The organism is Sulfitobacter undariae, from assembly GCF_014196805.1.
GTDB classification, from domain to species: Bacteria; Pseudomonadota; Alphaproteobacteria; order Rhodobacterales; family Rhodobacteraceae; genus Sulfitobacter; species Sulfitobacter undariae.
Genome location: NZ_JACIEI010000003.1, coordinates 133,367 through 155,957 on the forward strand (window position 1 = coordinate 133,367; position 22,591 = coordinate 155,957).

Sequence of the window (22,591 nt, forward strand, 5' to 3'; positions counted from 1 at the left end):
GCTGGTCCTCTTTGGAACCATTGTATCGGCGCGCACGTTAAATCCGTGACACCCCGCCTGCAAGGCAGGGATTTAGCAAAAGGAGAAGTGAGCATGTCTGCGCCTGATACAAACGTGGAAAAGCAAGAAAAGAACCATCGTCCGTCCTTGATTGGGATCAAGGGTGCAATCACCTTTGGCATTCTTATGCTGCTGGCGATTATTGCATATAGCTTGAGCAGTGACGAAGTCGCGATTGAGGGGGAAACAGATGCGGCAACGCCTGTTGTTGCAGAATAATCCGAGCGGGTTGCTCTGATGATGGTGGTATGACGCCAGAGCGGATAGTTTGGCCTTTGCATTCATTGATGGTTGCGCTTGTCTTGCGATGAACCTAGCTTTCCTATCGGAAACTTTGGTGCGCGCACGAGGAGACAGATCATGCAAAGAGTAGACCGCAAGGGCCTGCAAGTAGACACGCAATTGGCCGATTTCATTGAGAAACAGGCGTTGGGTGGCTTGGCAGTAAGCGCTGATGCGTTCTGGAGCGGATTTTCGGCGCTGGTGCATGATCTGGGACCCAAGAACCGCGCGTTGCTGAACAAACGTAGCGAACTCCAAGGTCAGATTGATGGTTGGCATAAATCACATCAGGGCCAGACCCATGATGCGGCTGCCTATACCGCGTTTCTGAAGGAAATCGGTTATCTGGTGCCAGAGGTCGCACCGTTTCAGATTGATACACAGAACGTAGACCCAGAGATTGCCAATATCCCCGGCCCGCAATTGGTGGTGCCGATTATGAATGCGCGCTTTGCACTGAATGCTGCCAATGCACGCTGGGGATCGCTGTATGATGCGTTTTACGGCACCGATGCGCTGGGCGATTTGCCCCGTGGCGGTGGCTATGACACAGCGCGCGGCGCACGTGTGGTTGCGAAGGCTAAGGCATTTCTGGATGAGGCCGCGCCGCTGGCCGCAGGCAGCCATGTGGATGTAACGGGATACCGCGTTGAGGCCGGGGCATTGGTGCCAGCCTTGCGTGATCCTGCGCAATTTGCAGGGTATCGTGGCGACGTAGATGCGCCCGAGGCAATTTTGCTGAAAAATAACGGGTTACACATTGAAGTCGTGATCGACGCCTCCCACGCTATCGGTAAAACCGATCCTGCCCATGTGGCAGATGTGATGTTGGAGGCCGCGATCAGCACGATCATGGATTGCGAAGACAGCGTCGCGGCAGTGGATGCCGAGGATAAGGTTGTGGCATATTCCAACTGGCTGGGCCTGATGCGCGGCGATCTGGAAGAGAGCTTTGAGAAAGGTGGCAAAACCGTCATCCGCGCGATGAACCCTGACCGCAGCTATACTGCGCCCGACGGGGGGGCGCTGACGCTCAAAGGGCGCTCGCTGATGTTGGTGCGTAATGTCGGGCATTTGATGACCAACCCTGCTGTGCTGGACCGTGACGGACTGGAGGTTGGCGAAGGGTTGATGGATGCGATGGTGACCACGCTCATCGCGATGCATGACCTAAAGCGCGAGGGCGGTAATTCGCTGAGCGGGTCGGTCTATGTGGTCAAACCCAAGATGCATGGCCCTGAAGAAGTGGGCTTTGCTGACGAAATCTTTACGCATGTGGAAAAGGCGCTGGGCCTACCTGCCGATACTGTCAAACTGGGCATTATGGACGAAGAGCGCCGCACCTCTGTCAATCTGGCTGCGTGTATCCATGCGGCGAAATCGCGGGTGGCCTTCATCAATACGGGGTTCTTGGACCGTACAGGTGATGAAATCCACACCTCTATGCAAGCGGGGCCGATGGTGCCCAAAGGCGAAATGAAAAGCGCGGCTTGGATTGCGTCCTATGAAGATCGTAACGTGGATATTGGTCTGGCTTGTGGGCTGAAGGGCCGTGCGCAGATTGGCAAAGGCATGTGGGCGATGCCTGATCTGATGGCGGATATGTTGGAAGCCAAAATCGGCCACCCCAAATCAGGCGCAACCTGTGCTTGGGTGCCATCGCCCACAGCGGCCACGCTACACGCCATGCATTACCACGCGGTGGACGTGATGGCGCGTCAGGATGAAATCGCCGCAGGCGGGGCGCGAGGTACTTTGGAAGATTTGCTGACAATCCCCGTGATGACAGGCCGCAATTTAAGCGACGCTGAAATCACCCGCGAGATTGAAAACAACGCCCAAGGCATCCTTGGCTATGTGGTGCGTTGGGTGGATCAGGGGGTTGGTTGCTCAAAAGTGCCTGACATCAACGATGTGGGCCTGATGGAAGACCGCGCCACCTGCCGCATTTCGGCGCAGGCTTTGGCCAACTGGTTGCACCATGGTGTGATTTCCGAAGATCAGGTAATGGCGGGGCTGCGTAAAATGGCGGAAGTGGTAGATCGTCAAAACGCGGGTGATCCGTTGTATCGGGCGATGGCGCCATCTTTTGACGGGATTGCATTTAAAGCGGCTTGCGATCTGGTTCTGGAGGGGGCGTCGCAACCTTCCGGTTATACAGAACCCGTATTACATGCGCGTCGGTTGGAGCTGAAAGCGTCCTGAGGTTTTTGTGTATGGCTCGTGGGGCCACATTGCTAATGTTCTGCAATGTGGCATGTGTTTGCAAACATGTGTGGGCTAAAAGGGAGTTTTTTTGAACGACTTCCTAAGGTAGGTTTCAGAAAAATCGATCAATCTGGTTAAAATGAGGAAATCGTTATGCCTACGATCGTAGCATTCAAATGGGTTCCCGACTTCGCGCGAGGGTTCGTGCGCGATTTGCGGTTGCGATGGGCGCTCGAAGAGGCTGGTATCCCATATGAGGTTGAACTGATTGATGGCGAAACCCAAAAATCAGACCTGTATCTAAAATGGCAGCCATTCGGACAGGTTCCGGCATTTCGTGATGGCGAGGTAGAGCTGTTTGAGTCAGGCGCGATTATTCTTCATATCGCTACCACATCGAAGGCGCTTGGCCCCACAGATCAGGCGGCGCAGGCAAAAATTGCCGCGTGGGTGTTCGCAGCGCTCAACTCAATCGAGCCACATGCGCAGACTTATATCCACCTGCGCGACGCAGTGTCGGACGACTTGAAAAAGGCGATAACAACAAAACTAAAGGACAGGTTGCGCGCGTTGGAAAACAATCTTGGGATCAAAGATTACCTCGAAGGCGCGTTCACAGTAGGCGATATTGCAATGACGACCGTTCTACGGGAAGTTGCCGCTGAAGGTGCACTCGCAGGTTTTCCAAGTCTTCAAGCCTATGTAGATCGCAATGAAGCGCGACCGGCATTCCAAAAAGCACTGGGGGATCAACTTGCCGATTTTGATCGGTAAAATTTAATTGCTCAAATATTCCAAAAACGACTATTTGTGAGGCACCATAGGTTTAAGAAATGAGGATGAAGAAGTAGAACATGATAATTGATAAGGGTCATGTAGAAATACTCCTGAATAAATATGGCGTATTATTTTTTCCGAGAATTACCTCAACCACTGAAGTGGGGGGCGATGGTGCCACTTTCGAAAGGTACACCCAGCACTTTTCAGAAGGTTTTATGCCGCTGGGCGCATATAGTTACTCCTTAAGCTTCTTTGGTCATATCTCAAAAATAGGTCGGTATTGCTCCATTGGCAGGAACGTGACTGTTATGGGGGATAAGCATCCAACTGCATGGCCGTCGACTAGCCCCGTATTCTATCGTAAGGGCAGAGCCCGCAATTGGGGCAGCAAAAGAATAGACTTTCCTGAATTTGATGCTCATGGTCCGAAAGTTACCATCTGTAATGATGTCTGGGTTGGTGATAATGTTACTTTAGCACATGGTGTGCAGCTCGGCACCGGATGTATCGTTGCGGCACATTCGGTCGTAACAAAAGATGTGCCGCCTTATACGATAGTGGCTGGCGTTCCTGCTCGCATAATTAGAAAGCGCTTTGATGACGCCACAACCGCAGACCTAATAGCCTCTCAGTGGTGGTCATTGCCCGTTTCGGCTTGGGATGAGATCGACCCAACCTCGACGAGTGATCTTCTCAAAAAAGTAGATGAAATTCGTGCCACAGAACCTGAGCTTCCCGAAGAAAGGTTTAGCATAGGTCGACTGATGCGTAACAAATTCATGCTTTGATATGTTTTTGTGACAAAAAATGTCCATCAAAAACCACCCTTTTAGAACGCTTGCAAAGACAGCCCTTGGTGCAGCTTCAACTCATGTGGGCTTCGTCCCGCATTGGCAGCCTTGACCAAGGCCGCAGTAAAAAACCGATCTGGGGCAGTATTGCGAGAGGTAGTTGTCTGATAAGGGGCAGGCAAGTCGTGGCCTTGAGGGCAAGTTGCCTGACTTTGCACAATCGTAATGGCAGGCGTGTAAGAAGCGCTTAATAAATTTGCGCTCATGTCGGCTATGCACATAAGGGCGCGTTTGTGGTGTTGAGGCTTTAATCTATTCTCGTTACGCTATGGTGCAACTTTACGCATATTTGGAGTTTTAGGGTATGGGCCGGCCAGTTATCGGGATTATTGGCAACAGCCATCTTATAAATGATACCTATCTTGTCCACGCAGGCGGGGCGATGAACAGCGAAGCGGTGGCACAAGTTGCTGGCTGCGTTCCGCTTTTGGTGCCCTCTGATCCTTCGCTTGCTTCGGTTGCAGACCTGATGGATTGCTGTGATGGTTTCTTGCTGACGGGGGGCCGTCCGAATGTGCATCCAGAAGAATATGGCGAAGTTGAAACCCCTGCGCATGGTGATTTTGACCGTGCGCGTGACGCGTTGGTGTTGGGGTTGACGCGCGCCTGTGTTGAGGTCGGCCAGCCAATTTTCGGCATTTGCCGTGGCTTCCAAGAGGTCAACGTGGCGATGGGCGGGACGCTTTATCCCGAGATCCGCGAATTGCCGGGCCGAATGAACCACCGCATGCCGCCCGACGGCACACTGGAAGAGAAATTCGCGCTGCGCCATGATGTGCGCTTTACTGCGGGCGGATTGTTTCACCGTGTTATGGGGGCCGAGGTGGTGCGGACAAATACGCTGCACGGGCAAGGCATCAAAGTTGCAGGGCCGCGTATTGTTATCGATGGTTATGCGGACGATGGCACCCCCGAGGCGATTTATGTCGACGGTGCACCGGGGTTTACCATGGCTGTGCAGTGGCATCCTGAATATGAGGCGGCAAAAGACCCTGTTTCGCGCCCCTTGTTCGAAGCATTTGGCGCGGCGGCGCGGGAATGGGCTGCGGGCACGCGGCCTGTGGCGATGGCGCGCGCTGTCTAAGGCGCATTGCTGTTTCTTTGCTGTGGTTGAAGCCATCAACGCCTTGTATTGAAGGGGCCTTGGGGGAGGCGTCCTGCGCTTTGGTTGTGACCGCAGCGCCCGTGGATTCATATTTGCCACAGGGTATTATTATAGTGGCATCTGCAAGAAAACGTGAATTGCGGCCCCCGCAGATTGCCGTATTTTGCGCTTAATGCTCCTCATTAAGAAGGGGCGGTAAAATTTATGGAGCAGTCCAGTCATGAAACTAACGATCTATGCCGCCATCGGTGCGGGCCTTCTTAGCGCAACCAGTGCATCCGCTGTAGAAATTACGGGTGGCTCGTTGAAGTTGTCTTATTCAACATTCGCAAGTGAAACCGATCTTTCCCGGCTCGGGATTGAGGGTTCTACCGAACTGGCATTCACCCAGAAATTCAGCATGCAGCTGGATTTGGGATACCAAAACATGGGTGAAAGCGATCTTGATGGTTCCGCAATTGGTGTGCACGCTATTTACCATCTGGATAACGCAACATCGCTTGGCGGTTTCTATACCCGCGAAAAGGTTAATGGAGCCAGCTTGGATTTATACGGCGTAGAAGCCGGATATGAAACAGGTCAGTGGGATTTCGAAGGCAATCTGGGCCGTACAAGTACCGATGGCGATGATGCCACCATCTTTGGTGCATCTGCGCGTTATGAGTTTGCCAACCAACTGGGCCTGACGGGGTCTTATGATACGGTTGACATGGGGATGTTTGACATCTCGCGCGCGACGATTGCTCTGGACCGCAATGTCTCGGATAACGTCAATCTGTTCCTAGAAGTTGGTTCTGCCAAATTCTCTGCGGACGGTCTTTCTGCTTCGGAACCATTTGTCGGTATCGGTGGCAAAATCGCATTTGGCGCAGAGCGCGGTGCGACATTTGATCAACGCGGCATACTGCGTTTGCTGCCAGGTCTTTGATCTAAGACACTCACGGGGCTGCGATGTTAGTCCCGTGAGTGACAGCTTGTTGCGATTCTCTCTCAGGGCCTTGAAGTAATATTGCGCGCCAAGTGAAGGCATTGAAATAATGTTTCGGTTTGAAAATCGGGAGTTTATTTCATCAAAACCACCAAAACATTTCGAAAACCTGCATAACACTGCGTCTTAAACGGGCGCGGTGCTTGTTTGTCCGGTTCTTGCGCGATACTTCAGGGCATTATTTACGACACGCCAGTTTCGGCACCAAACAAAAATTTGGGAGATTTTGAGTGAAGATCGGGACACCTAAAGAGGTATTCGAAGGCGAGCGCCGCGTGGCGATGACGCCAGAGAGTGCGCTACAATTACAAAAGCTGGGGCATGAGTGCCTGATTGAGACAGGTGCGGGAGCTGCATCCGGTTTTGATGATGCTGCCTATGCGGCTGCAGGCGTAGAGGTTGTAAAAACCGCTGCGGCGCTATGGCAAGCAGCGGATGTTGTTGCAAAGGTGCGCGCACCTGATGATACGGAAATGAAACGCTTGCGCGATGGTCAGACTTTGATCTCGTTCTTCTCTCCGGTTGCGGATGAGGCGAAGATGCAAGCGGCGGCCAAAAAAGGGGCCACTGTTGTTGCGATGGAAATGATCCCGCGTATCAGCCGTGCCCAGAAAATGGACGCGCTGTCCTCGATGGCGAATATCGCGGGTTACCGCGCTGTGATCGAGGCGGGCAACAACTTTGGCCGCTTCTTTACCGGCCAGATCACAGCGGCGGGCAAGGTTCCACCAGCGAAGGTTCTGGTTGTGGGTGCGGGTGTGGCTGGTTTGGCTGCCATCGGTACATCCACCAGCCTTGGTGCAATCACATTGGCATTTGACGTGCGGCCCGAAGTGGCCGAACAAGTTGAATCAATGGGCGCTGAATTCGTCTACCTTGATTTTGAGGAAGAGCAGACAGACGGTGCGGCAACTGGCGGTTATGCCTCTGTGTCCTCGCCCGAGTTCCGCGAAGCGCAATTGGCTAAGTTCCGCGAATTGGCACCTGATGTTGATATCGTGATCTGTACCGCGCTGATCCCGAACCGCGAAGCGCCAGAGCTGTGGACCGAAGATATGGTTGCAGCGATGAAGCCGGGTTCGGTTATTGTCGATCTGGCAGCAGAGAAGGGCGGTAACTGCAAGCAGACCGTCATGGATGAAAAAATCGTGACCGAAAATGGCGTGACCATTATCGGATACACCGACTTCCCAAGCCGGATGGGCACGCAGGCATCGACCCTGTACTCCACCAACATCCGTCACTTGCTGACAGACCTGACACCCGAAAAAGACGGTGTGATCAACCACAACATGGAAGACGACGTCATCCGCGGGGCAACGATTGCCCACGCCGAAGCCGTGACTTTCCCACCCCCACCACCAAAAGTGGCAGCGATTGCTGCGGCTCCGAAAAAGGAGACGCCAAAAGCGCTTACACCAGAGGAAAAACGTGCGGCTGAATTGGCGGCGTTTAAGGCGCAGACGAAAAACCAAGTGATCCTGCTGGGTGTTGGCGGCGCGTTGCTGCTGGCGGTTGGTCTGGTTGCTCCGGCCAGCTTCATGCAGCACTTTATCGTGTTTGTACTGTCGGTGTTCATTGGTTTCCAAGTGATCTGGGGTGTGGCGCACAGCCTGCACACACCGCTGATGGCGATCACCAATGCGATCTCTTCGATTATCATTCTGGGGGCGCTGATGCAGATCGGTTCCGGCTCTGGGCTGGTGGTTATTCTTGCTGCTTTGTCGGTCTTCATGTGTGGGATCAACATCTTTGGCGGCTTCCTCGTGACACGGCGCATGCTTGCCATGTTCCAGAAATCTTAAGGGGGACTGAGTAATGGATTTCGGTTTCACAACAGCGGCTTACGTCGTATCCGCTATTCTCATCATCCTGTCACTGGGCGGTCTTTCGAACCAAGAAAGTGCTAAACGCGCTGTATGGTACGGAATTGTCGGCATGGCGCTGGCAGTTGCGGCAACGTTGATCGGCCCGGGTTCGGGGTTCTGGTTGCTGTCGCTGATCCTGATCGCGGGTGGCGGTGCCATCGGTTATCAGCTAGCGACAAAAGTACAGATGACGCAAATGCCAGAGCTGGTTGCAGCGATGCACAGCCTTGTTGGTCTGGCGGCGGTTTTCGTTGGTTTGATCGCGCATTTTGAAATCGGCCGTGTGGCGGGTTTCATGGCGGCAGGCGGTGATCCTTACGAGCTGGGCACATTTGCGGCGTTGATCGCCAAGAAGTCAGCGGTTGAGATTAACATCTTGCGCGTTGAGCTGTTCTTGGGCGTGTTCATTGGTGCGGTGACCTTCACGGGTTCTGTGATTGCCTATGGCAAGCTGGCAGGCCGTGTTTCATCGGCTGCCGAAAAATTGCCCGGTGGTCACATGCTGAACATCGCAGCGGCGGCTGTATCGGTGTTGACGCTGGTTTGGTACTTTAACACAGGTGGCTTTTTGCCGCTGTTCCTGATGATTCTGGCGGCGCTGTTTATCGGCTATCACCTGATCATGGGGATTGGTGGCGCGGATATGCCAGTGGTTGTTTCCATGCTGAACTCCTACTCGGGTTGGGCTGCGGCAGCGATTGGTTTCAGCCTTGGTAATGATCTGTTGATCGTTGTTGGTGCGCTGGTTGGTTCCTCTGGTGCGATCCTGTCCTACATCATGTGTAAGGCGATGAACCGTTCGTTCGTTTCTGTGATCTTGGGCGGCTTTGGTGGCCCCGCAGGCGAACAGATGGCGGTCGAAGGCGAACAAATCGCAATCGAAGCAGACGGTGTTGCGGCGGCGTTGAATGAGGCCGACAGCGTTATCATCATTCCGGGTTACGGTATGGCGGTTGCGCAGGCACAGGCCGGCGTTGCTGAACTGGTACGCAAACTGCGTGCGCAGGGTAAGAACGTGCGTTTCGCGATCCACCCTGTTGCGGGCCGTTTGCCCGGTCACATGAACGTGCTGCTGGCGGAAGCCAAAGTACCTTATGACATCGTAATGGAAATGGACGAGATCAACGATGATTTTCCAACCACCGACGTGGCGATTGTTATTGGTTCCAACGACATCGTGAACCCTGCGGCACAGGACGATCCGAACAGCCCCATCGCGGGTATGCCGGTTCTGGAGTGCTGGAAGGCCAAGCAGGTTTTTGTGTCCAAGCGCGGGCAGGGGACAGGGTACTCCGGTATCGAAAACCCGCTGTTCTTTAAAGAGAACACGCGCATGTTTTACGGTGATGCAAAAGCGTCGTTGGACAAACTGCTACCGATGATTGACTAAGGCCCCTTGGGCATGATGATTGATTAACCCTCAATCCAAAGACTGTTACTGAAACGCCCTGCCGGAAACGGTGGGGCGTTTTGTTGTTTTGGGGCAGGGCAGTATCATAGCTCAGATCTGAGGCGTGTCCGAAATCAAGCGTTGCTGGCCGTCGGGCAACGTGTTCTGCTTCACGGGTTTATAGTGATAGGGGTTTTAGACATGTCGAAAATATTCACAGAAGCACCGATTTGGGTTTGGCCGTTGCTGCTTCTCTTGGTTTTTGTGGGCTTACGAGCCCGAAAGAAGCGCAGTGTCCCTGTGGCGCTGATCTACGCTTTGCCACTGATGGGCGTGATGGCGCTTCGGTCGGTGTTTGCCTTATCCGCGCCTACGGCTGTATGGGCCGTGTTTGCGTTGGCCTACGGCGCTGGTGCTGTTGCAGGGTACAGGCTGCAAGTGCGTTGGATTTTAGGGCGGGTGGGCCGTCGGGTGAAACTGAGCGGAGAATACCTGACCCTGACTGTGATGATGGTTATCTTTTGGGCAAATTTTGTCGGTGGTGTTCTGGGCACGGTTGCGCCGGATCTATACCAAACCCTTATTTTTCAGGGTGTGTTTGCAGCTATCGTCGCTGCGGCCAGTGGCAGTTTCCTTGGCCGTTCTTTGCGCGTTTGGCGCGCTAGTGATATGGGTGTTAGCGATAATGTAGGCCGTCATCGGGCGGGCTAGGCTGAGCACAGTGAGTGTGAAATTAAAAAAGTACAAAAATGTATATACATTGCACTACAACTGATATACATCATCACTTGTACCGGAAAGGGGACTGATAGTGGCACGACGTGAAAAGACCAAAAGCGACCGCAAAGATAGCCAGTTGATCATTCGTATCAACGGCGACATGCGGAATGCATTTCTGGACTTGTGCGACGAGATGGACACATCTGCTGCGCGTGAAATTCGGCGGTTTATCCGCGGTTATCTGAGCGCGCATAGCACCGAAAAAGACGCCGAACCGGTACGTGAAACCAAATCCAAAAAGGAGCCTAAACATGGCTAACAAAGTAAAAATCAAAGACCTGAAAAAAGAAGTTAAGCTGCGTGAGCGCAAAGTTAAGCGCCAAGAAACAAAGCTTAAATCAGCGAAAAAAGCGCTGAAAAAAGCGGCCTAAGGGCATTGGGGCGCGGAACTATTCCGCGCCCTTCCTTTATTGAAAGATATGAAAATGACAAAGTTAAGCGATCTGCCTGGCGTTGGCCCGGCGATGGTAGGGCATCTGCAAAATAAGGGTATCAACACAATCCAACAGCTACTGGATTCAGACGATGCCACTTTGCTTGCTATTCGCGGCATATCACCCACACGCGTGGCGAGCTTTCGTAACGTGGGGCAGATGATGCTGAACATGTCACAAGATGCCACCCCTGACGAAGCGAGCTCTGAAGTTGATACTACAGAGGCTCAGGCGGTTGTTGTAGACGCGGACATCACTTTGCCTGCTGGTACGTCAAAAGCGGGTGCAGCCAAGAAAAAAGAAAAATCTTCTGCGGCCAAGAAGAAGGCAAAAGCGGCCTCTAAGAAGAAGGCGAAAGCTGACGAGAAGAAGAAGGCCGACGCTGAGGTGAAAAAAGCTAAAGCGGCAGCTAAGAAGAAAGCCGAAGCAGCAAAGAAAAAGGCGAAAGAATCCGCCAAGAAAAAAGCAACTGCTGCCAAGAAAAAAGAAAAGGCAGCCGCCAAGAAAGCGGAAAAGAAGAAAACCGCTGGTAAAAAAGCATCCAAGAAAAAGAGCTGATCCTACACTGGATCAGTGAACGGAGGGTGGCGCGCGCGTAAGGCTCGCCACCCTCTAAATTCCCTTAGCGTCCGCGAATGCGGGGATCGAGCGCATCGCGCAGGCCGTCACCGAGGTAGTTCACGCTGAGCACGGTCATTGAGATCAGGAAACCGGGGAGCAATACGCGCTCGGGGAATTCCTGCATCCGGTTGACCGCATCTGACAGCAGCTTGCCCCAAGTGGGGAAGTCGGAAGGGAAGCCAACCCCAAGGAAGCTGAGCGCGGATTCTGTGATGATCGCCGTGGCAAGGCCAAGGGTGGCCGATACCATAATCGGCGAGATCACATTGGGCAGCAGGTGGCGGCGGATGATTTTGCCGTCAGTGGTGCCGATAGAGCGAGCTGCAAGGATGAATTCGCGTTCCTTGAGGGCAAGGATATCGCCGCGCACGATCCGTGCGGTTTGCATCCATGAGGTCAGCGCAATCACCGAAACGATCAGCACAAACATGCCCGACTCTGGGCTGCCAAAGAATTTGGTCAGCGGCTGGCGGAAGAGGGTCACAGCCAGCAACACCAGAGGCAGGATGGGCAGGCTGAGTACCAGATCGGTCAAGCGCATCAGAATGAAATCTGCACGTTTGAAATAGCCCGCGGCAACGCCGACAGCTGTACCGATGAGCAGCGAGAGGACCATTGCGGCCCAACCCACTGCCATGGAAACACGCCCGCCATGGATCATTTGTGACAGAATATCGCGGCCCAGTTGGTCTGTGCCAAAGGGATGCGCCCAGCCCGCTTTGACGTCGCTATCCCACAGCAGGGTATAGACAGGCCGCCAGTCTTTGTTGCGGATATCCAGTTTGGTTGGGGCAAGGTCCCATAGGTAGGGGCCAAACAAAACGCCCAGCGTGATGAACAGCAAGAACCCCCCGCCGAACAGCGCGCCTTTGTGCTTGCGGAATTGATCCCAAACATCGCGCCATTGGCTGCGCGGGGGCTTGGAGGGCTCTTTGTCTTGCAGCGCCCCGAAGACTTCCATCTCGGATGTTTGATCAGTCATAGCGGATCCTTGGGTCAAGTACGCCGTAGAGGATATCGGCAATGAGGTTGAAGAGAACGATGAGGATGGCGAAGATGAAGGTAAGGGTCATCACCATTGGCAGATCGTTGGCGAACAGGGCGGTCAGCAAAAGCTGCCCAATGCCGTTCACTTTGAACACGTTTTCCGTGATGATCGCGCCGCCAAAGATGGCAGGCATGCCTAGGGCAATAACCGTGACAACGGGGATCATCGAGTTGCGCAGCACATGCACCATGATCACAACGCTTTCTTTCAGGCCTTTGGCACGTGCGGTACGCACATAGTCCTGATTGAGGTTGTCGAGCATCGCAGACCGCATGTAGCGGCTGATCTGTGCTGTTGTTTGTAGTGCCAGAACCATCACAGGCATGATCATCTGCATCAACTGGATTTTGAAGGTTGCCCAACTGTCGACGATCAATGTGGTGTCATAGATTGACGGCAGCCAGCCCAAAGAGACCGAAAAGATCACGATCAGCAACGGGCCTGTGAAGAAGGGAGGGATAGAGAAACCCACCATCGTCACAAATGTCCCTGCTTGGTCAAACAGCGAATAGTGGCGGTAGGCCGAATAGATGCCGATAGGAATGGCGATCAAAATGCCCACAACATAGCTGAGGCCCACGACCCAGAGGGTCTGCGGCATCCGCTGCATCACGATATCCATGACGGGCGAACGTGTTTGCCAGCTGATCACGCGCTGCTTTTGCACCAGTTCACCTGTGACCGAATCGATGGTCATGCTGAAGTGTGTGTCGGGCAGCCAACCGAACAGGAAGCTTTTGTTGGTGAGGAAGTCGATGAACACAGAGGGTTCAACAACAAAGAACTGATACAGCCATTTGAAGTATTGGACATGGATCGGTGCGCCAAGACCGAGAGCTTCGCGCATTTTCTGTTTCACCTCGGGGGGAACAGTCAGCGGAACTTGGGCCATCGGATCACCGGGGGCCAGTTGCAGCAACATAAAAATCACGAGGCTGATAAATAAAAGCGTCGGAATGGAGAGGATAAGTCGTCGGATGGTGAAATTCAGCATCGAGCGGCGCCTTTACGAGTCAGTCTGGTTGAAAAACCGTCAGTTGGAAGAAGTCGGGCGGGGTTTCCCCCGCCCGCATGGGTAATTCACATTAAAGCGAGGTTAACCTCACATCAACGGAATTTAGTTTACACGGTACCAATCTGCGACATTCCACAGCTCGGAGTCCCAAACATTAAGCACAACGCCGCCCAATGTAACGGAGCGCCCAGAAACGCGGCCACGGTCCACAAGTGGAAGGATGGTCATTGTGTCTTTTGTCAGCATGTCGTTCAGCTTGCGGGCGATTTCACCGCGCTTTTCAAGCTCGCCTGTGCGGCCCAGCTCGTCGAGCAATGCGTCATATGCCGGATCACAGAAACGGTTGATGTTTTCACCCTGCCACTGGCTGGCTGGTTTTGGCTCGGCGCCGCAACGACGTGAACCAAGGTAGGCCTGTGGGTCTGTACCGTCAAAGTTGTTCGCATACATTTCAACGTCTGCATAGAACTTCTGGAAGGTGTCAGGGGAACCCGGGTCACCGCCGAAGAATACAGAACCGTCGATGTTGCGCAGTTCGGTTTCAACACCGATTTGCTGCCAGAAATCCTTGATCAAGGCTTGGAAATCCTGACGCACAGCGTTGGTGGAGGATTGGAACAACAGCGCAAGCTTCATGCCGTCTTTGTCACGTACACCGTCACCGTCTGTGTCGGTCCAGCCGGCTTCTTCCAGCAGGGCTTTGGCGCCCTCAATGTCTTGTGTCAGGCACTCTGTGTTGTCGGATGCATAAAGAGCAGGCGCTGGTACAAAGTTACATGTTGCGCGGCCCGCTTGGCCATAACCTACTTCGGTCAGAAGTGCGCGGTCGATCGCCATGGAAAGCGCTTTGCGTACTTTGAAGTCTGACAGAATCGGGTGAGGCTCTGCGAGTGTGGCGCGTGTTTCTGGCGGCAGATCAGAGGACGGGTTCGTCAGGTTGATCTCAATACGTTCAACCAATGTGCCGAAAGCAGAAACTGGAACACCTTTGCCAGCTTCGGCCATTTTGGCAATCACGTCGGGTGCCAGTTGCAGGTTCCACGCGTAGTCAAATTCGCCTGTTTCCAGAACAGCACGGCCTGCAGCTGCGGCATCGCCACCGCCTTTAAGCGTGAGTGTCGAGAAGGCTGGTTTGCTTGCGTCACGGAAGTTTTCGTTCGCAACCAGTTGAACCACGTCATTTGGACGGAAGTCTTTAACAACAAACGGGCCTGTGCCGATTGGGTTAAAGTTGGCTTCGGTGCATTCAGGTGCTTTTGCGCCAAGGCAGTTTGCGAATTGTGCTTTTTGCAAAATCGGAGACTGCGCGCCCATGAAGGGCTGGTAGGGGTTTGGCATCGCATTTTCAAAGGTGACTTTGATGGTGCGCGCGTCAACTTCTTCGATTTCTTTAACGCCACCAAATTTGGATGCTTGTGCGCAACCGCCTTCTGGGTGCATGCAGTATTCTGCTGTAAACTTGACGTCCGCAGATGTTACTGGAGTGCCGTCAGACCATACCATGCCTTCAGCAATTTTCCATGTGATGGATGTCAGGTCTTCGCTTACGCCGCCATTTTCAACGGTGGGGATTTCTTCGGCGAGGTAAGGAACCAGCGCGCCTTTTTCATCGTAGCGGCCCAGTGGCTCAAGCACCAGAGAGGCAGCTTCGAGGTCTTTTGTACCACCCGAAAGGAACGGGTTCATGATGGAAGGCGCTTGCCAATAGATGATGTTCAGTTGGCCGTCGCGGCCGCGCTCGCCGTCGGCGAATGCCATTGGCGCCAGAGCGGTCATGCAGACAGCTCCGAGTAGGGTGGATTTCAAAGTCATAAGATACTCCATGTTGCACACGCTTTCGCGTGCTTTTGTCGCCCCGTTTCCCGAGACGTATTTGCAGTTTTTCGGGGGTGTTAGCGTGGTAAGTATTAGAAAGCGGCTGCATCGTATTGATACAAACGCCTCATTTCTCGCCACAGCCCCCAAAGCACATCCCGCATTTGACGCATAGATTGCGGGAAATGCAAGGGTTCCGCAGATGGAAGTGCTGAATATCTCATCGACTGCCACTTTTTTAGAAGGCAGGGAGGGCATCAGCGGTCAGAGCGTTTGACGCGCCTCACGCTTGCGCATAGCTTATGCTCCAAGACGCTACACGCACAGCGCGTTAGCCACCTGAAAGGACTGCCATGCTCGACCATTCCGAAAAAGCTCCGATTGCACGGATTGAAGGCCTTCGTGTTGAATTCCAGACCAAAGATGGTCCGGTTGTCGGGGTTGAGGATGTCTCGTTTAATATCAATCCGGGTGAAACGGTTTGTGTTGTAGGCGAGTCGGGATCAGGCAAATCCGTGTCTTCCTTGTCGCTGATGCGTCTGGTTGAATTTGGCGGCGGCGAAATTGCGGCAGGAAAATTGATGTTCGACCGTGGCGAAGGCGCAGAGGTTGATCTGGCCAGCACCGCCCAAGACGAGATGCGCGGAATCAGGGGCAACGAGATCGGGATGATCTTCCAAGAGCCGATGACCGCTCTAAACCCTGTGTTTACAGTTGGTAAACAACTGACAGAAGGGTTGCGCCTGCACAAAAACATGACCAAAGCCGAGGCTGAGGCGCGGGCGTTGGAACTGATGACGCAGGTGCGGATCCCCGAGCCGCAAAAACGTCTGACACAATATCCACACGAACTGTCTGGCGGCATGCGCCAACGTGTTGTGATCGCCATGGCGCTGGCCTGTGAGCCGCGCCTGCTGATCGCGGATGAGCCGACAACCGCGTTGGATGTGACCATTCAGGCCGAGATTTTGGCGCTGATGGACCGTCTTAAGCGTGAGACGGGTACAGCCGTGATGTTCATCACCCACGACATGGCTGTTGTGGCGCAGATGGCTGACCGTGTGGTGGTTATGTTCCGCGGCAATAAGGTGGAAGAGGGCACAGTTGAGGAGATTTTCGAGAATCCCCAGCATCCTTATACCAAGGCACTTTTGGCTGCTGTGCCCAAATTGGGCGAGATGACAGGCAAGGACTACCCTGAACCAATGAAGCTGATCGGTACGCCTGATAAGGCGATTGTGCCGATCAAAGGCACCGACGAAGTGCTGCTGACCGTTAAGGGCCTGACCACACGCTTCCCCGTGACGGGGGGATTGCTGCGCCGTACGGTGGCGAATGTTCATGCGGTCGAAGACTTGTCTTTCACCATCAACAAAGGCCAGACACTCAGCCTTGTGGGCGAGAGTGGCTGTGGGAAATCGACAGCGGGCCGTTCTATTCTGCGGTTGGTTAATCCAATGTCAGGCGAGGTTGATCTGGCAGGCAAAGACATCATGGCGCTGAACCAAAAGGATCTGCGCACCGCACGTCTGGACATGCAGATGATCTTCCAAGACCCGTTTGCATCGCTTAACCCGCAAATGGCGTTGGCGGATCAAGTGGCGGAGCCGATCCATAATTATGGATTGATGAAAGGCAAGGCGGTCACCGAGTGGGTTGAAAACCTGTTTGACCGCGTGGAACTCCCGCGCAGTTTTATGCGCCGTTTTCCTCATGAATTATCAGGCGGTCAACGGCAACGTGTGGCGATTGCCCGTGCGCTGGCGCTGAAGCCCAAGCTGATCATCGCAGATGAAGCAGTATCGGCGCTGGATGTATCTGTTCAGGCGCAGGTGTTGAACCTGATGATGGAACTACAGGCCGAGATGGAGCTGAGCTTTTTGTTTATCTCTCACGATATGGCCGTGGTTGAACGGGTCAGTCACCATGTGGGCGTGATGTATCTGGGCCGCATCGTTGAAATTGGCCCGCGCCGCGCTGTGTTTGAAAACCCGCAGCACCCTTATACCCAAGCGCTGATGAAAGCGGTTCCCATCGCTGATCCGCGTAGGCGTAAGGCGGAAAAGGATTTGAACTTTAAACCGATCCCGTCGCCCATTCACCCCGCCAGCTATGTGGCCGAGCCAAGCGTCTACCGTGACGTGGGTGAGGGCCATAAGGTGCTGATCACTGACAGCGGGTATTGAGAGTAGACCCATGCACTGCGTTAATGGCTTTTTGATACGGATTGGCACTGCAAATTTGCGGCGCCAAAACCATCAGGCTGTGATGTGGGTGTCTTGCACCAACCCAGAGCTTTCCTCCTACGTTAGCGCAGGGGCGCTTGCGTGTAACAAGATTTAAAATTTGCGCAGCTGCGCGCATTCCACTGGAGACCAACAATGGTAGACCGTCTGAGCCCTTTTGAGATTATGGAAAAGCTGATCAGCTTTCCCACTGTGTCGCGTGATACAAACATCCCGCTGATCGATTGGGTTGAGGAATATCTGGCGTCGCATGACATCAAATCCCACCGCTATATTGACCCTGAACAGCCAAAACATGGGTTGTTTGCCCATGCAGGGCCTGACGTAGAAGGCGCGATTGTCTTGTCGGGGCATACGGACGTAGTGCCGATTGATGGCCAGCCGTGGGAGAGCGACCCGTTTTCTGTGGTCGAAAGAGACGGCAAATATTACGGGCGCGGCACCTGCGATATGAAAGGTTTTGACGCGCTGGCCATCTGGGCCTTGGTTGAGGCGCATTACGGCGACGTAAAGCGCCCGCTGCAAATTGCGCTGAGCTTTGATGAAGAAATCGGTTGTGCAGGTGCGCCCCCGTTGATTGCTGCGATGCAGGGCGTGGTGCCCAAAGGCACGGCTGTGATCGTGGGTGAGCCTTCTAGCATGCAAGCGGTAACGGGCCATAAAGGGGGCTCTGGCTTCAACACTCATGTGGTTGGTTTTGAGGTGCATTCGTCACTGCTACACACAGGTGTAAATGCGATCATGGCAGCCGCTAAACTGATTGAATGGGCGAATGAACAGAACACAGCCAACATGGCCGCCAAACCAACCGATCTGGCCGCGATGTTCGAGCCGCCCTTTACAACGGCACATGTGGGCATGATCTCGGGCGGGACGGCGCATAACATCACAGCCAAAGATTGCCATTTCGCGATGGATTTCCGTGTGGTCCCCGGCGAAGATAAAGAGCAGTGGGAAATTGCATATCTCCAAAAAGTTCGCGAAGTCGAAGAGCAAATGCAAGCGGTTGTGCCTGACACGCGGATCGATATCACGCCGCGCTTTGATGTGCCTGCTTTGGAGCCGGAAAAAGACGGTGAGGCGGAAACATTGGTACGTCAGATCACAGGTGATAACTCCAGCCACAAGGTCAGCTATGGCACCGAAGCAGGCCATTTCCAGACGGCGGGATACAGCGCCGTTGTCTGTGGACCCGGTGACATTGCCCAAGCACACCAACCCAATGAATACATTGAGGTAAGCCAGTTCAACGCGGGCCATGATTTCATGCGCAAGCTGATCGAACGCCTGAGCGTTTGAAAAGCAAAAACGCATGACGGGATTCCCAATCACAACGGCACAGGCCCCCCAATACACGGGGGCCTTGCCTGATGCCGTTGATCTGGTGGTGATCGGCGGCGGTATCATCGGGATTTGCACGGCGCTGTTTGCGGCGCGGGGCGGGGCCAAAGTACTGGTGTTGGAAAAGGGGCTGGTGGCGGCGGAACAATCCAGCCGCAACTGGGGCTGGATCAGACAGCAGGGCCGTGACCCTGATGAAATGCCGATCATGGCCGAAGCACAACGCCTTTGGGGTGAGTTGTCACGCGAAACCAATGACGCGGTTGGGCTTGTGCAGGCGGGTGTTACCTATCTGGCCTATACGAATAAACGCATGGACAGTTTTGAACAATGGCTCCCCCATGCGGCGCCTAACGGAGCAAATAGCACGTTACTCAGCCAAGGTGAGATCGCGGCGATGTATCCGGGCCTGAAGGAAGTACCGATGGGCGCGCTGCATACCTCCAGCGATTTCCGCGCCGAACCTTGGGTGGCAGTGCCTGCGATGGCGGCGATTGCGGTACGCGAAGGTGTGCAGATTGTGGAACATTGTGCGGTGCGCTGTCTGGACGTGTCAGGCGGCAAAGTTGCGGGTGTGGTCACTGAAAAAGGCAGCGTGCGCGCCCCCCGTGTTGTGTTGGCGGGCGGTGCTTGGTCGTCATTGTTTTTGCGCAACCACGGCATTTCCTTGCCGCAGCTCTCTGTACGCTCGCAAGTCGCGGCAACAGTGCCGCTGGCGGATATCGGGCAGGCGGCGGCTAGCAGTAAAAATCTGGCCTTCCGGCGCCGCGCTGACGGAGGTTATACGTTGGCGCCTTCGGGTATGGCGGAATTGTTTGTGGGGCCTGACGCGTTTCGCGCCTTGCCCAAGTTCATCAACCAACTGCGCAGAGATCCCTTTGGATGTATGATCAAACCCTTTGCGCCCAAAGGGTTTCCCGATGCATGGGGCATCAAACGGCGCTGGAGTGGGCAGGATGTCACGCCTTTTGAACAGATGCGCATCCTTGATCCCAAACCCGTGCCGCGCAAAATGGCGAAACTGGCGCGTGATTTTGCCGCGATGTTCCCGCAGCTGGGCGAGGTAAAGCTGAAGGCGACTTGGGCAGGGATGATCGACACACTGCCCGATATTGTCCCCGTGATTGATCACACCCCGCTGGAGGGGCTGATTGTGGGCACTGGCCTAAGTGGCCACGGTTTTGGCATCGGGCCAGCGGTGGGTCGCATCTTGGCGGATTTGGCAGCAGGTAGGCCTGCGGGCCACGATCTGACGCGCTTTCGCTTTGCCCGATTTACCGATGGCACGGTCATGGAGCCCGGACCTGATGTTTGAAAAGGAAATCTAATGCCAATCAAAAACCGTTTTGCCGAAATGCACGCCGAGATCACCGGATGGCGGCGTCACCTGCACCAGTATCCTGAACTGCAATTTGACGTCTTCGAGACGGCGAAATTTGTTGAGGAAAAGCTGCGCAGCTTTGGTATCACCGACATCACCACCGGCATTGGCCGTACGGGTGTTGTGGCGGTGATTGAAGGGCACAACAGCACGTCGGGCCGCACGGTCGGGCTGCGTGCGGATATGGACGCGCTACCGATCGAAGAGGCGACTGGGCTGGAATACGCCTCGAAAAATCCGGGGAAAATGCATGCTTGTGGCCATGATGGACACACGGCGATCCTGCTGGGGGCTGCGCAATATCTGGCCGAGACCCGCAATTTTGACGGGCGCGTTGTGCTGATCTTTCAACCTGCCGAAGAAGGCGGCGGCGGGGGCCGTGAGATGTGCCAAGACGGGTTGATGGACCGTTGGAAAATTGACGAAGTCTACGGGCTGCATAACATGCCCGGTGGTGAGGTGGGGACATTCCACATTCGCGCAGGCGCGATGTTGGCGGCTACGGATGAGTTCGAAATTGTCATCACAGGGCAGGGCGGCCACGCCGCCGCACCACATGAGGCGATTGACCCCAATCTGGCCGCTGCCCATGTCATCGTGGCGCTGCAAACCATTGCCAGCCGCAATGTGGACCCCCAAAAGCAGGTAGTTGTTTCGGTCTGCATGCTGCGCTCGGACAGCGAGGCGCATAATATCATTCCGCACCGTGTCACCATGCGCGGGACGGTACGGACATTGGATGCTGGCGTGCGTGATCTGGCTGAGAAACGGCTGCAAGAGATCGTTGATCTGACGGCACGTGCGCAGGGCTGCACAGCGCAGGTGGATTTCGTGCGCGGCTATCCCGCCACAGTGAACCATGACGCCAACACCGATTATGCCGCCGACGCCGCCGAGGTCGTGACACCGGGTGTTGAGCGTAACACGCCGCCGATTATGGCAGGTGAAGATTTCTCGTATATGCTCGAAGAACGCCCCGGTGCATATATCCAACTGGGCAATGGCGATGGGGCAACGGTGCACCACCCCGAATACAATTTCAACGACGAGGCGATCCCCGCAGGATGCTCTTGGTTTGCCGAACTTGTTGAGCGGCGGATGCCGCTGACGTGATGTAATAGACCTATCGGCGGGGCCTGTGTTTTGCTAGGCTTCGCCGTAACCTTAGGAAAACAAAAGGACTTCCCCCATGCCCGTCAAGAACCGATTTGCCGAACTCCACGCTGATATCACTGCATGGCGCCGTGATCTGCACGAACACCCTGAGATCCTGTTTGAAACACACCGCACCTCTGCGACGGTGGCAGAGAAGCTGCGTGCCTTTGGCTGTGATGACGTGGTTGAAGGGATCGGGCGTACGGGCGTTGTGGGCGTGATCAAGGGTAAATCAACGGCGTCGGGCAAAGTCATCGGCTTGCGGGCGGATATGGACGCACTGCCGATCCATGAGGAAACGGGGCTGGAATATGCTTCCAAAACCGACGGGGCGATGCATGCCTGCGGCCATGACGGGCACACAGCGATGCTGCTGGGGGCGGCGCAATATCTGGCCGAGACGCGCAATTTTGACGGCACTGCCGTGGTGATCTTCCAACCCGCCGAAGAAGGCGGCGGCGGTGCGAAAGTGATGTGTGACGACGGGCTGATGGAACGTTTCGGCATTCAGGAAGTATACGGCATGCACAACTGGCCCGGCATGCCCTTGGGCAGCTTTGCCATCCGCCCCGGTCCGTTTTTCGCGGCAACTGATTTGCTGGACATTGAGGTTGAAGGGCTGGGCGGTCATGCGGCCAAGCCAAATGAGACAGTGGATACCACCGTTATGGCCAGCCAGATCGTAACAGCGTTGCAAACCATCGTTAGCCGCAATGCCGATCCGGTGGGCAATATCGTGGTGTCGATCACCTCGTTCGAGACATCGTCGCATGCCTATAATGTAATCCCGCAAAAAGTGCGGCTGAAAGGCACGGTACGTACCATGTCACTGGAGCTGCGCGATTTGGCGGATAAACGTGTTAACGAGATTTGCACAGGTATCGCGGCCGCTATGGGCGGAGTTGCGCGGGTGAATTACACGCGGAACTATCCGGTGATGATCAACCACGACGCGCAAACCGAATTCGCGGCCGATGTGGCGCGCAGCGTGTCGGGCGATTGTGCCGAAGCGCCTTTGGTCATGGGCGGCGAGGATTTCGCCTTTATGCTCGAAGAGCGCCCAGGGGCCTATATTTTGATGGGCAATGGCGACACAGCCATGGTGCATCACCCGCTTTATAACTTTAACGATGACGGTATTCCGGCTGGGTGCAGCTGGTGGGCGGGGATCGTTGAACAGCGTATGCCAGCGGCCTAAGACACATGCCCCCGCTGTTATCACT

At 54.6% G+C, this 22,591-nt stretch carries 19 protein-coding genes; 16 read left to right on the forward strand and 3 right to left on the reverse strand.

Annotation, left to right across the window (positions count from 1 at the left end; genetic code table 11):
• Nucleotides 1–93 precede the first annotated feature (93 nt).
• The 11 genes from GGR95_RS06420 (at nt 94) to GGR95_RS06470 (ending at nt 11,304) form a co-directional block, all read left to right on the forward strand.
• Nucleotides 94–279: a hypothetical protein gene (locus GGR95_RS06420; protein WP_184563990.1), complete on the forward strand. Its 186-nt coding sequence runs from the start codon at nt 94–96 to the stop codon at nt 277–279.
• Nucleotides 280–420: 141 nt separating this feature from the next.
• Nucleotides 421–2,547, forward strand: a complete 2,127-nt coding sequence (locus GGR95_RS06425) for a malate synthase G (RefSeq protein ID WP_184563992.1) — start codon at nt 421–423, stop codon at nt 2,545–2,547.
• A 156-nt stretch (nt 2,548–2,703) separates the two neighbouring features.
• Complete coding sequence (locus GGR95_RS06430) at nt 2,704–3,324, forward strand: glutathione S-transferase family protein (protein WP_184563994.1); 621 nt, start codon at nt 2,704–2,706, stop codon at nt 3,322–3,324.
• An 80-nt stretch (nt 3,325–3,404) separates the two neighbouring features.
• Nucleotides 3,405–4,118 carry a CatB-related O-acetyltransferase gene (locus GGR95_RS19150; RefSeq protein ID WP_184563996.1) on the forward strand — a complete coding sequence of 238 codons (714 nt, stop codon included), beginning with the start codon at nt 3,405–3,407 and terminating at the stop codon, nt 4,116–4,118.
• 367 nt (nt 4,119–4,485) lie between these two features.
• Nucleotides 4,486–5,265, forward strand: coding sequence for a gamma-glutamyl-gamma-aminobutyrate hydrolase family protein (locus GGR95_RS06440; RefSeq protein ID WP_184563998.1), 780 nt, complete (start codon nt 4,486–4,488; stop codon nt 5,263–5,265).
• Between the two features lie 241 nt (nt 5,266–5,506).
• A complete protein-coding gene (locus tag GGR95_RS06445; protein ID WP_184564000.1) occupies nt 5,507–6,214 on the forward strand; it encodes a porin in 708 nt (235 codons plus the stop codon).
• A gap of 290 nt (nt 6,215–6,504) precedes the next feature.
• Nucleotides 6,505–8,079 carry a Re/Si-specific NAD(P)(+) transhydrogenase subunit alpha gene (locus GGR95_RS06450; RefSeq protein WP_184564002.1) on the forward strand — a complete coding sequence of 525 codons (1,575 nt, stop codon included), beginning with the start codon at nt 6,505–6,507 and terminating at the stop codon, nt 8,077–8,079.
• Nucleotides 8,080–8,092: 13 nt separating this feature from the next.
• Nucleotides 8,093–9,532, forward strand: coding sequence for an NAD(P)(+) transhydrogenase (Re/Si-specific) subunit beta (locus tag GGR95_RS06455; protein WP_184564004.1), 1,440 nt, complete (start codon nt 8,093–8,095; stop codon nt 9,530–9,532).
• Nucleotides 9,533–9,733: 201 nt separating this feature from the next.
• Nucleotides 9,734–10,243: a hypothetical protein gene (locus GGR95_RS06460; protein ID WP_184564006.1), complete on the forward strand. Its 510-nt coding sequence runs from the start codon at nt 9,734–9,736 to the stop codon at nt 10,241–10,243.
• 100 nt (nt 10,244–10,343) lie between these two features.
• On the forward strand, nt 10,344–10,571 hold the full coding sequence (locus GGR95_RS06465; protein ID WP_184564008.1) for a hypothetical protein: 228 nt from the start codon (nt 10,344–10,346) through the stop codon (nt 10,569–10,571).
• Between the two features lie 160 nt (nt 10,572–10,731).
• Entirely contained in the window at nt 10,732–11,304 is a 573-nt protein-coding gene (locus GGR95_RS06470) for a helix-hairpin-helix domain-containing protein (RefSeq protein ID WP_184564010.1), read from the forward strand.
• Nucleotides 11,305–11,368: 64 nt separating this feature from the next.
• Here the strand turns inward: GGR95_RS06470 and GGR95_RS06475 are convergent, their stop codons facing one another.
• From GGR95_RS06475 to GGR95_RS06485, 3 genes are all read right to left on the reverse strand, one after another.
• Nucleotides 11,369–12,349, reverse strand: a complete 981-nt coding sequence (locus GGR95_RS06475; RefSeq protein WP_184564012.1) for an ABC transporter permease — start codon at nt 12,347–12,349, stop codon at nt 11,369–11,371.
• Entirely contained in the window at nt 12,342–13,409 is a 1,068-nt protein-coding gene (locus tag GGR95_RS06480; RefSeq protein ID WP_184564014.1) for an ABC transporter permease, read from the reverse strand. The genes GGR95_RS06475 and GGR95_RS06480 overlap by 8 nt, the downstream gene beginning before the upstream one ends.
• Nucleotides 13,410–13,532: 123 nt before the next feature.
• The gene (locus tag GGR95_RS06485) at nt 13,533–15,242 is read right to left on the reverse strand and encodes a peptide ABC transporter substrate-binding protein (protein ID WP_184564016.1); all 1,710 of its coding nucleotides are present in this window, start codon (nt 15,240–15,242) and stop codon (nt 13,533–13,535) included.
• A gap of 356 nt (nt 15,243–15,598) precedes the next feature.
• On the opposite strand from GGR95_RS06485, the gene GGR95_RS06490 reads away from it, so the two are divergent.
• The 5 genes from GGR95_RS06490 to GGR95_RS06510 all read left to right on the forward strand — a co-directional run bounded on the left by GGR95_RS06490 (nt 15,599) and on the right by GGR95_RS06510 (nt 22,566).
• Nucleotides 15,599–17,431, forward strand: a complete 1,833-nt coding sequence (locus GGR95_RS06490) for an ABC transporter ATP-binding protein (protein ID WP_184564018.1) — start codon at nt 15,599–15,601, stop codon at nt 17,429–17,431.
• A gap of 195 nt (nt 17,432–17,626) precedes the next feature.
• A complete protein-coding gene (gene argE, locus GGR95_RS06495) occupies nt 17,627–18,790 on the forward strand; it encodes an acetylornithine deacetylase (RefSeq protein WP_184564020.1) in 1,164 nt (387 codons plus the stop codon).
• Between the two features lie 13 nt (nt 18,791–18,803).
• A complete protein-coding gene (locus GGR95_RS06500; protein WP_184564022.1) occupies nt 18,804–20,147 on the forward strand; it encodes an NAD(P)/FAD-dependent oxidoreductase in 1,344 nt (447 codons plus the stop codon).
• A 12-nt stretch (nt 20,148–20,159) separates the two neighbouring features.
• Nucleotides 20,160–21,326, forward strand: a complete 1,167-nt coding sequence (locus GGR95_RS06505) for a M20 aminoacylase family protein (protein WP_184564024.1) — start codon at nt 20,160–20,162, stop codon at nt 21,324–21,326.
• 76 nt (nt 21,327–21,402) lie between these two features.
• The gene (locus GGR95_RS06510) at nt 21,403–22,566 is read left to right on the forward strand and encodes a M20 aminoacylase family protein (RefSeq protein WP_184564026.1); all 1,164 of its coding nucleotides are present in this window, start codon (nt 21,403–21,405) and stop codon (nt 22,564–22,566) included.
• The last annotated feature ends 25 nt before the right edge of the window (nt 22,567–22,591 follow it).

Excerpts from the sequence above, each read along its gene's own strand:
- GGR95_RS06420 (WP_184563990.1), top strand. The coding sequence starts at position 94 with ATGTCTGCGCCTGATACAAACGTGGAAAAGCAAGAAAAGAACCATCGT.
- GGR95_RS06425 (WP_184563992.1), top strand. The coding sequence starts at position 421 with ATGCAAAGAGTAGACCGCAAGGGCCTGCAAGTAGACACGCAATTGGCC.
- GGR95_RS06430 (WP_184563994.1), top strand. The coding sequence starts at position 2,704 with ATGCCTACGATCGTAGCATTCAAATGGGTTCCCGACTTCGCGCGAGGG.
- GGR95_RS19150 (WP_184563996.1), top strand. The coding sequence starts at position 3,405 with ATGATAATTGATAAGGGTCATGTAGAAATACTCCTGAATAAATATGGC.
- GGR95_RS06440 (WP_184563998.1), top strand. The coding sequence starts at position 4,486 with ATGGGCCGGCCAGTTATCGGGATTATTGGCAACAGCCATCTTATAAAT.
- GGR95_RS06445 (WP_184564000.1), top strand. The coding sequence starts at position 5,507 with ATGAAACTAACGATCTATGCCGCCATCGGTGCGGGCCTTCTTAGCGCA.
- GGR95_RS06455 (WP_184564004.1), top strand. The coding sequence starts at position 8,093 with ATGGATTTCGGTTTCACAACAGCGGCTTACGTCGTATCCGCTATTCTC.
- GGR95_RS06460 (WP_184564006.1), top strand. The coding sequence starts at position 9,734 with ATGTCGAAAATATTCACAGAAGCACCGATTTGGGTTTGGCCGTTGCTG.
- GGR95_RS06470 (WP_184564010.1), top strand. The coding sequence starts at position 10,732 with ATGAAAATGACAAAGTTAAGCGATCTGCCTGGCGTTGGCCCGGCGATG.
- GGR95_RS06475 (WP_184564012.1), bottom strand. The coding sequence starts at position 12,349 with ATGACTGATCAAACATCCGAGATGGAAGTCTTCGGGGCGCTGCAAGAC.
- GGR95_RS06480 (WP_184564014.1), bottom strand. The coding sequence starts at position 13,409 with ATGCTGAATTTCACCATCCGACGACTTATCCTCTCCATTCCGACGCTT.
- GGR95_RS06485 (WP_184564016.1), bottom strand. The coding sequence starts at position 15,242 with ATGACTTTGAAATCCACCCTACTCGGAGCTGTCTGCATGACCGCTCTG.
- GGR95_RS06490 (WP_184564018.1), top strand. The coding sequence starts at position 15,599 with ATGCTCGACCATTCCGAAAAAGCTCCGATTGCACGGATTGAAGGCCTT.
- argE (WP_184564020.1), top strand. The coding sequence starts at position 17,627 with ATGGTAGACCGTCTGAGCCCTTTTGAGATTATGGAAAAGCTGATCAGC.
- GGR95_RS06500 (WP_184564022.1), top strand. The coding sequence starts at position 18,804 with ATGACGGGATTCCCAATCACAACGGCACAGGCCCCCCAATACACGGGG.
- GGR95_RS06505 (WP_184564024.1), top strand. The coding sequence starts at position 20,160 with ATGCCAATCAAAAACCGTTTTGCCGAAATGCACGCCGAGATCACCGGA.
- GGR95_RS06510 (WP_184564026.1), top strand. The coding sequence starts at position 21,403 with ATGCCCGTCAAGAACCGATTTGCCGAACTCCACGCTGATATCACTGCA.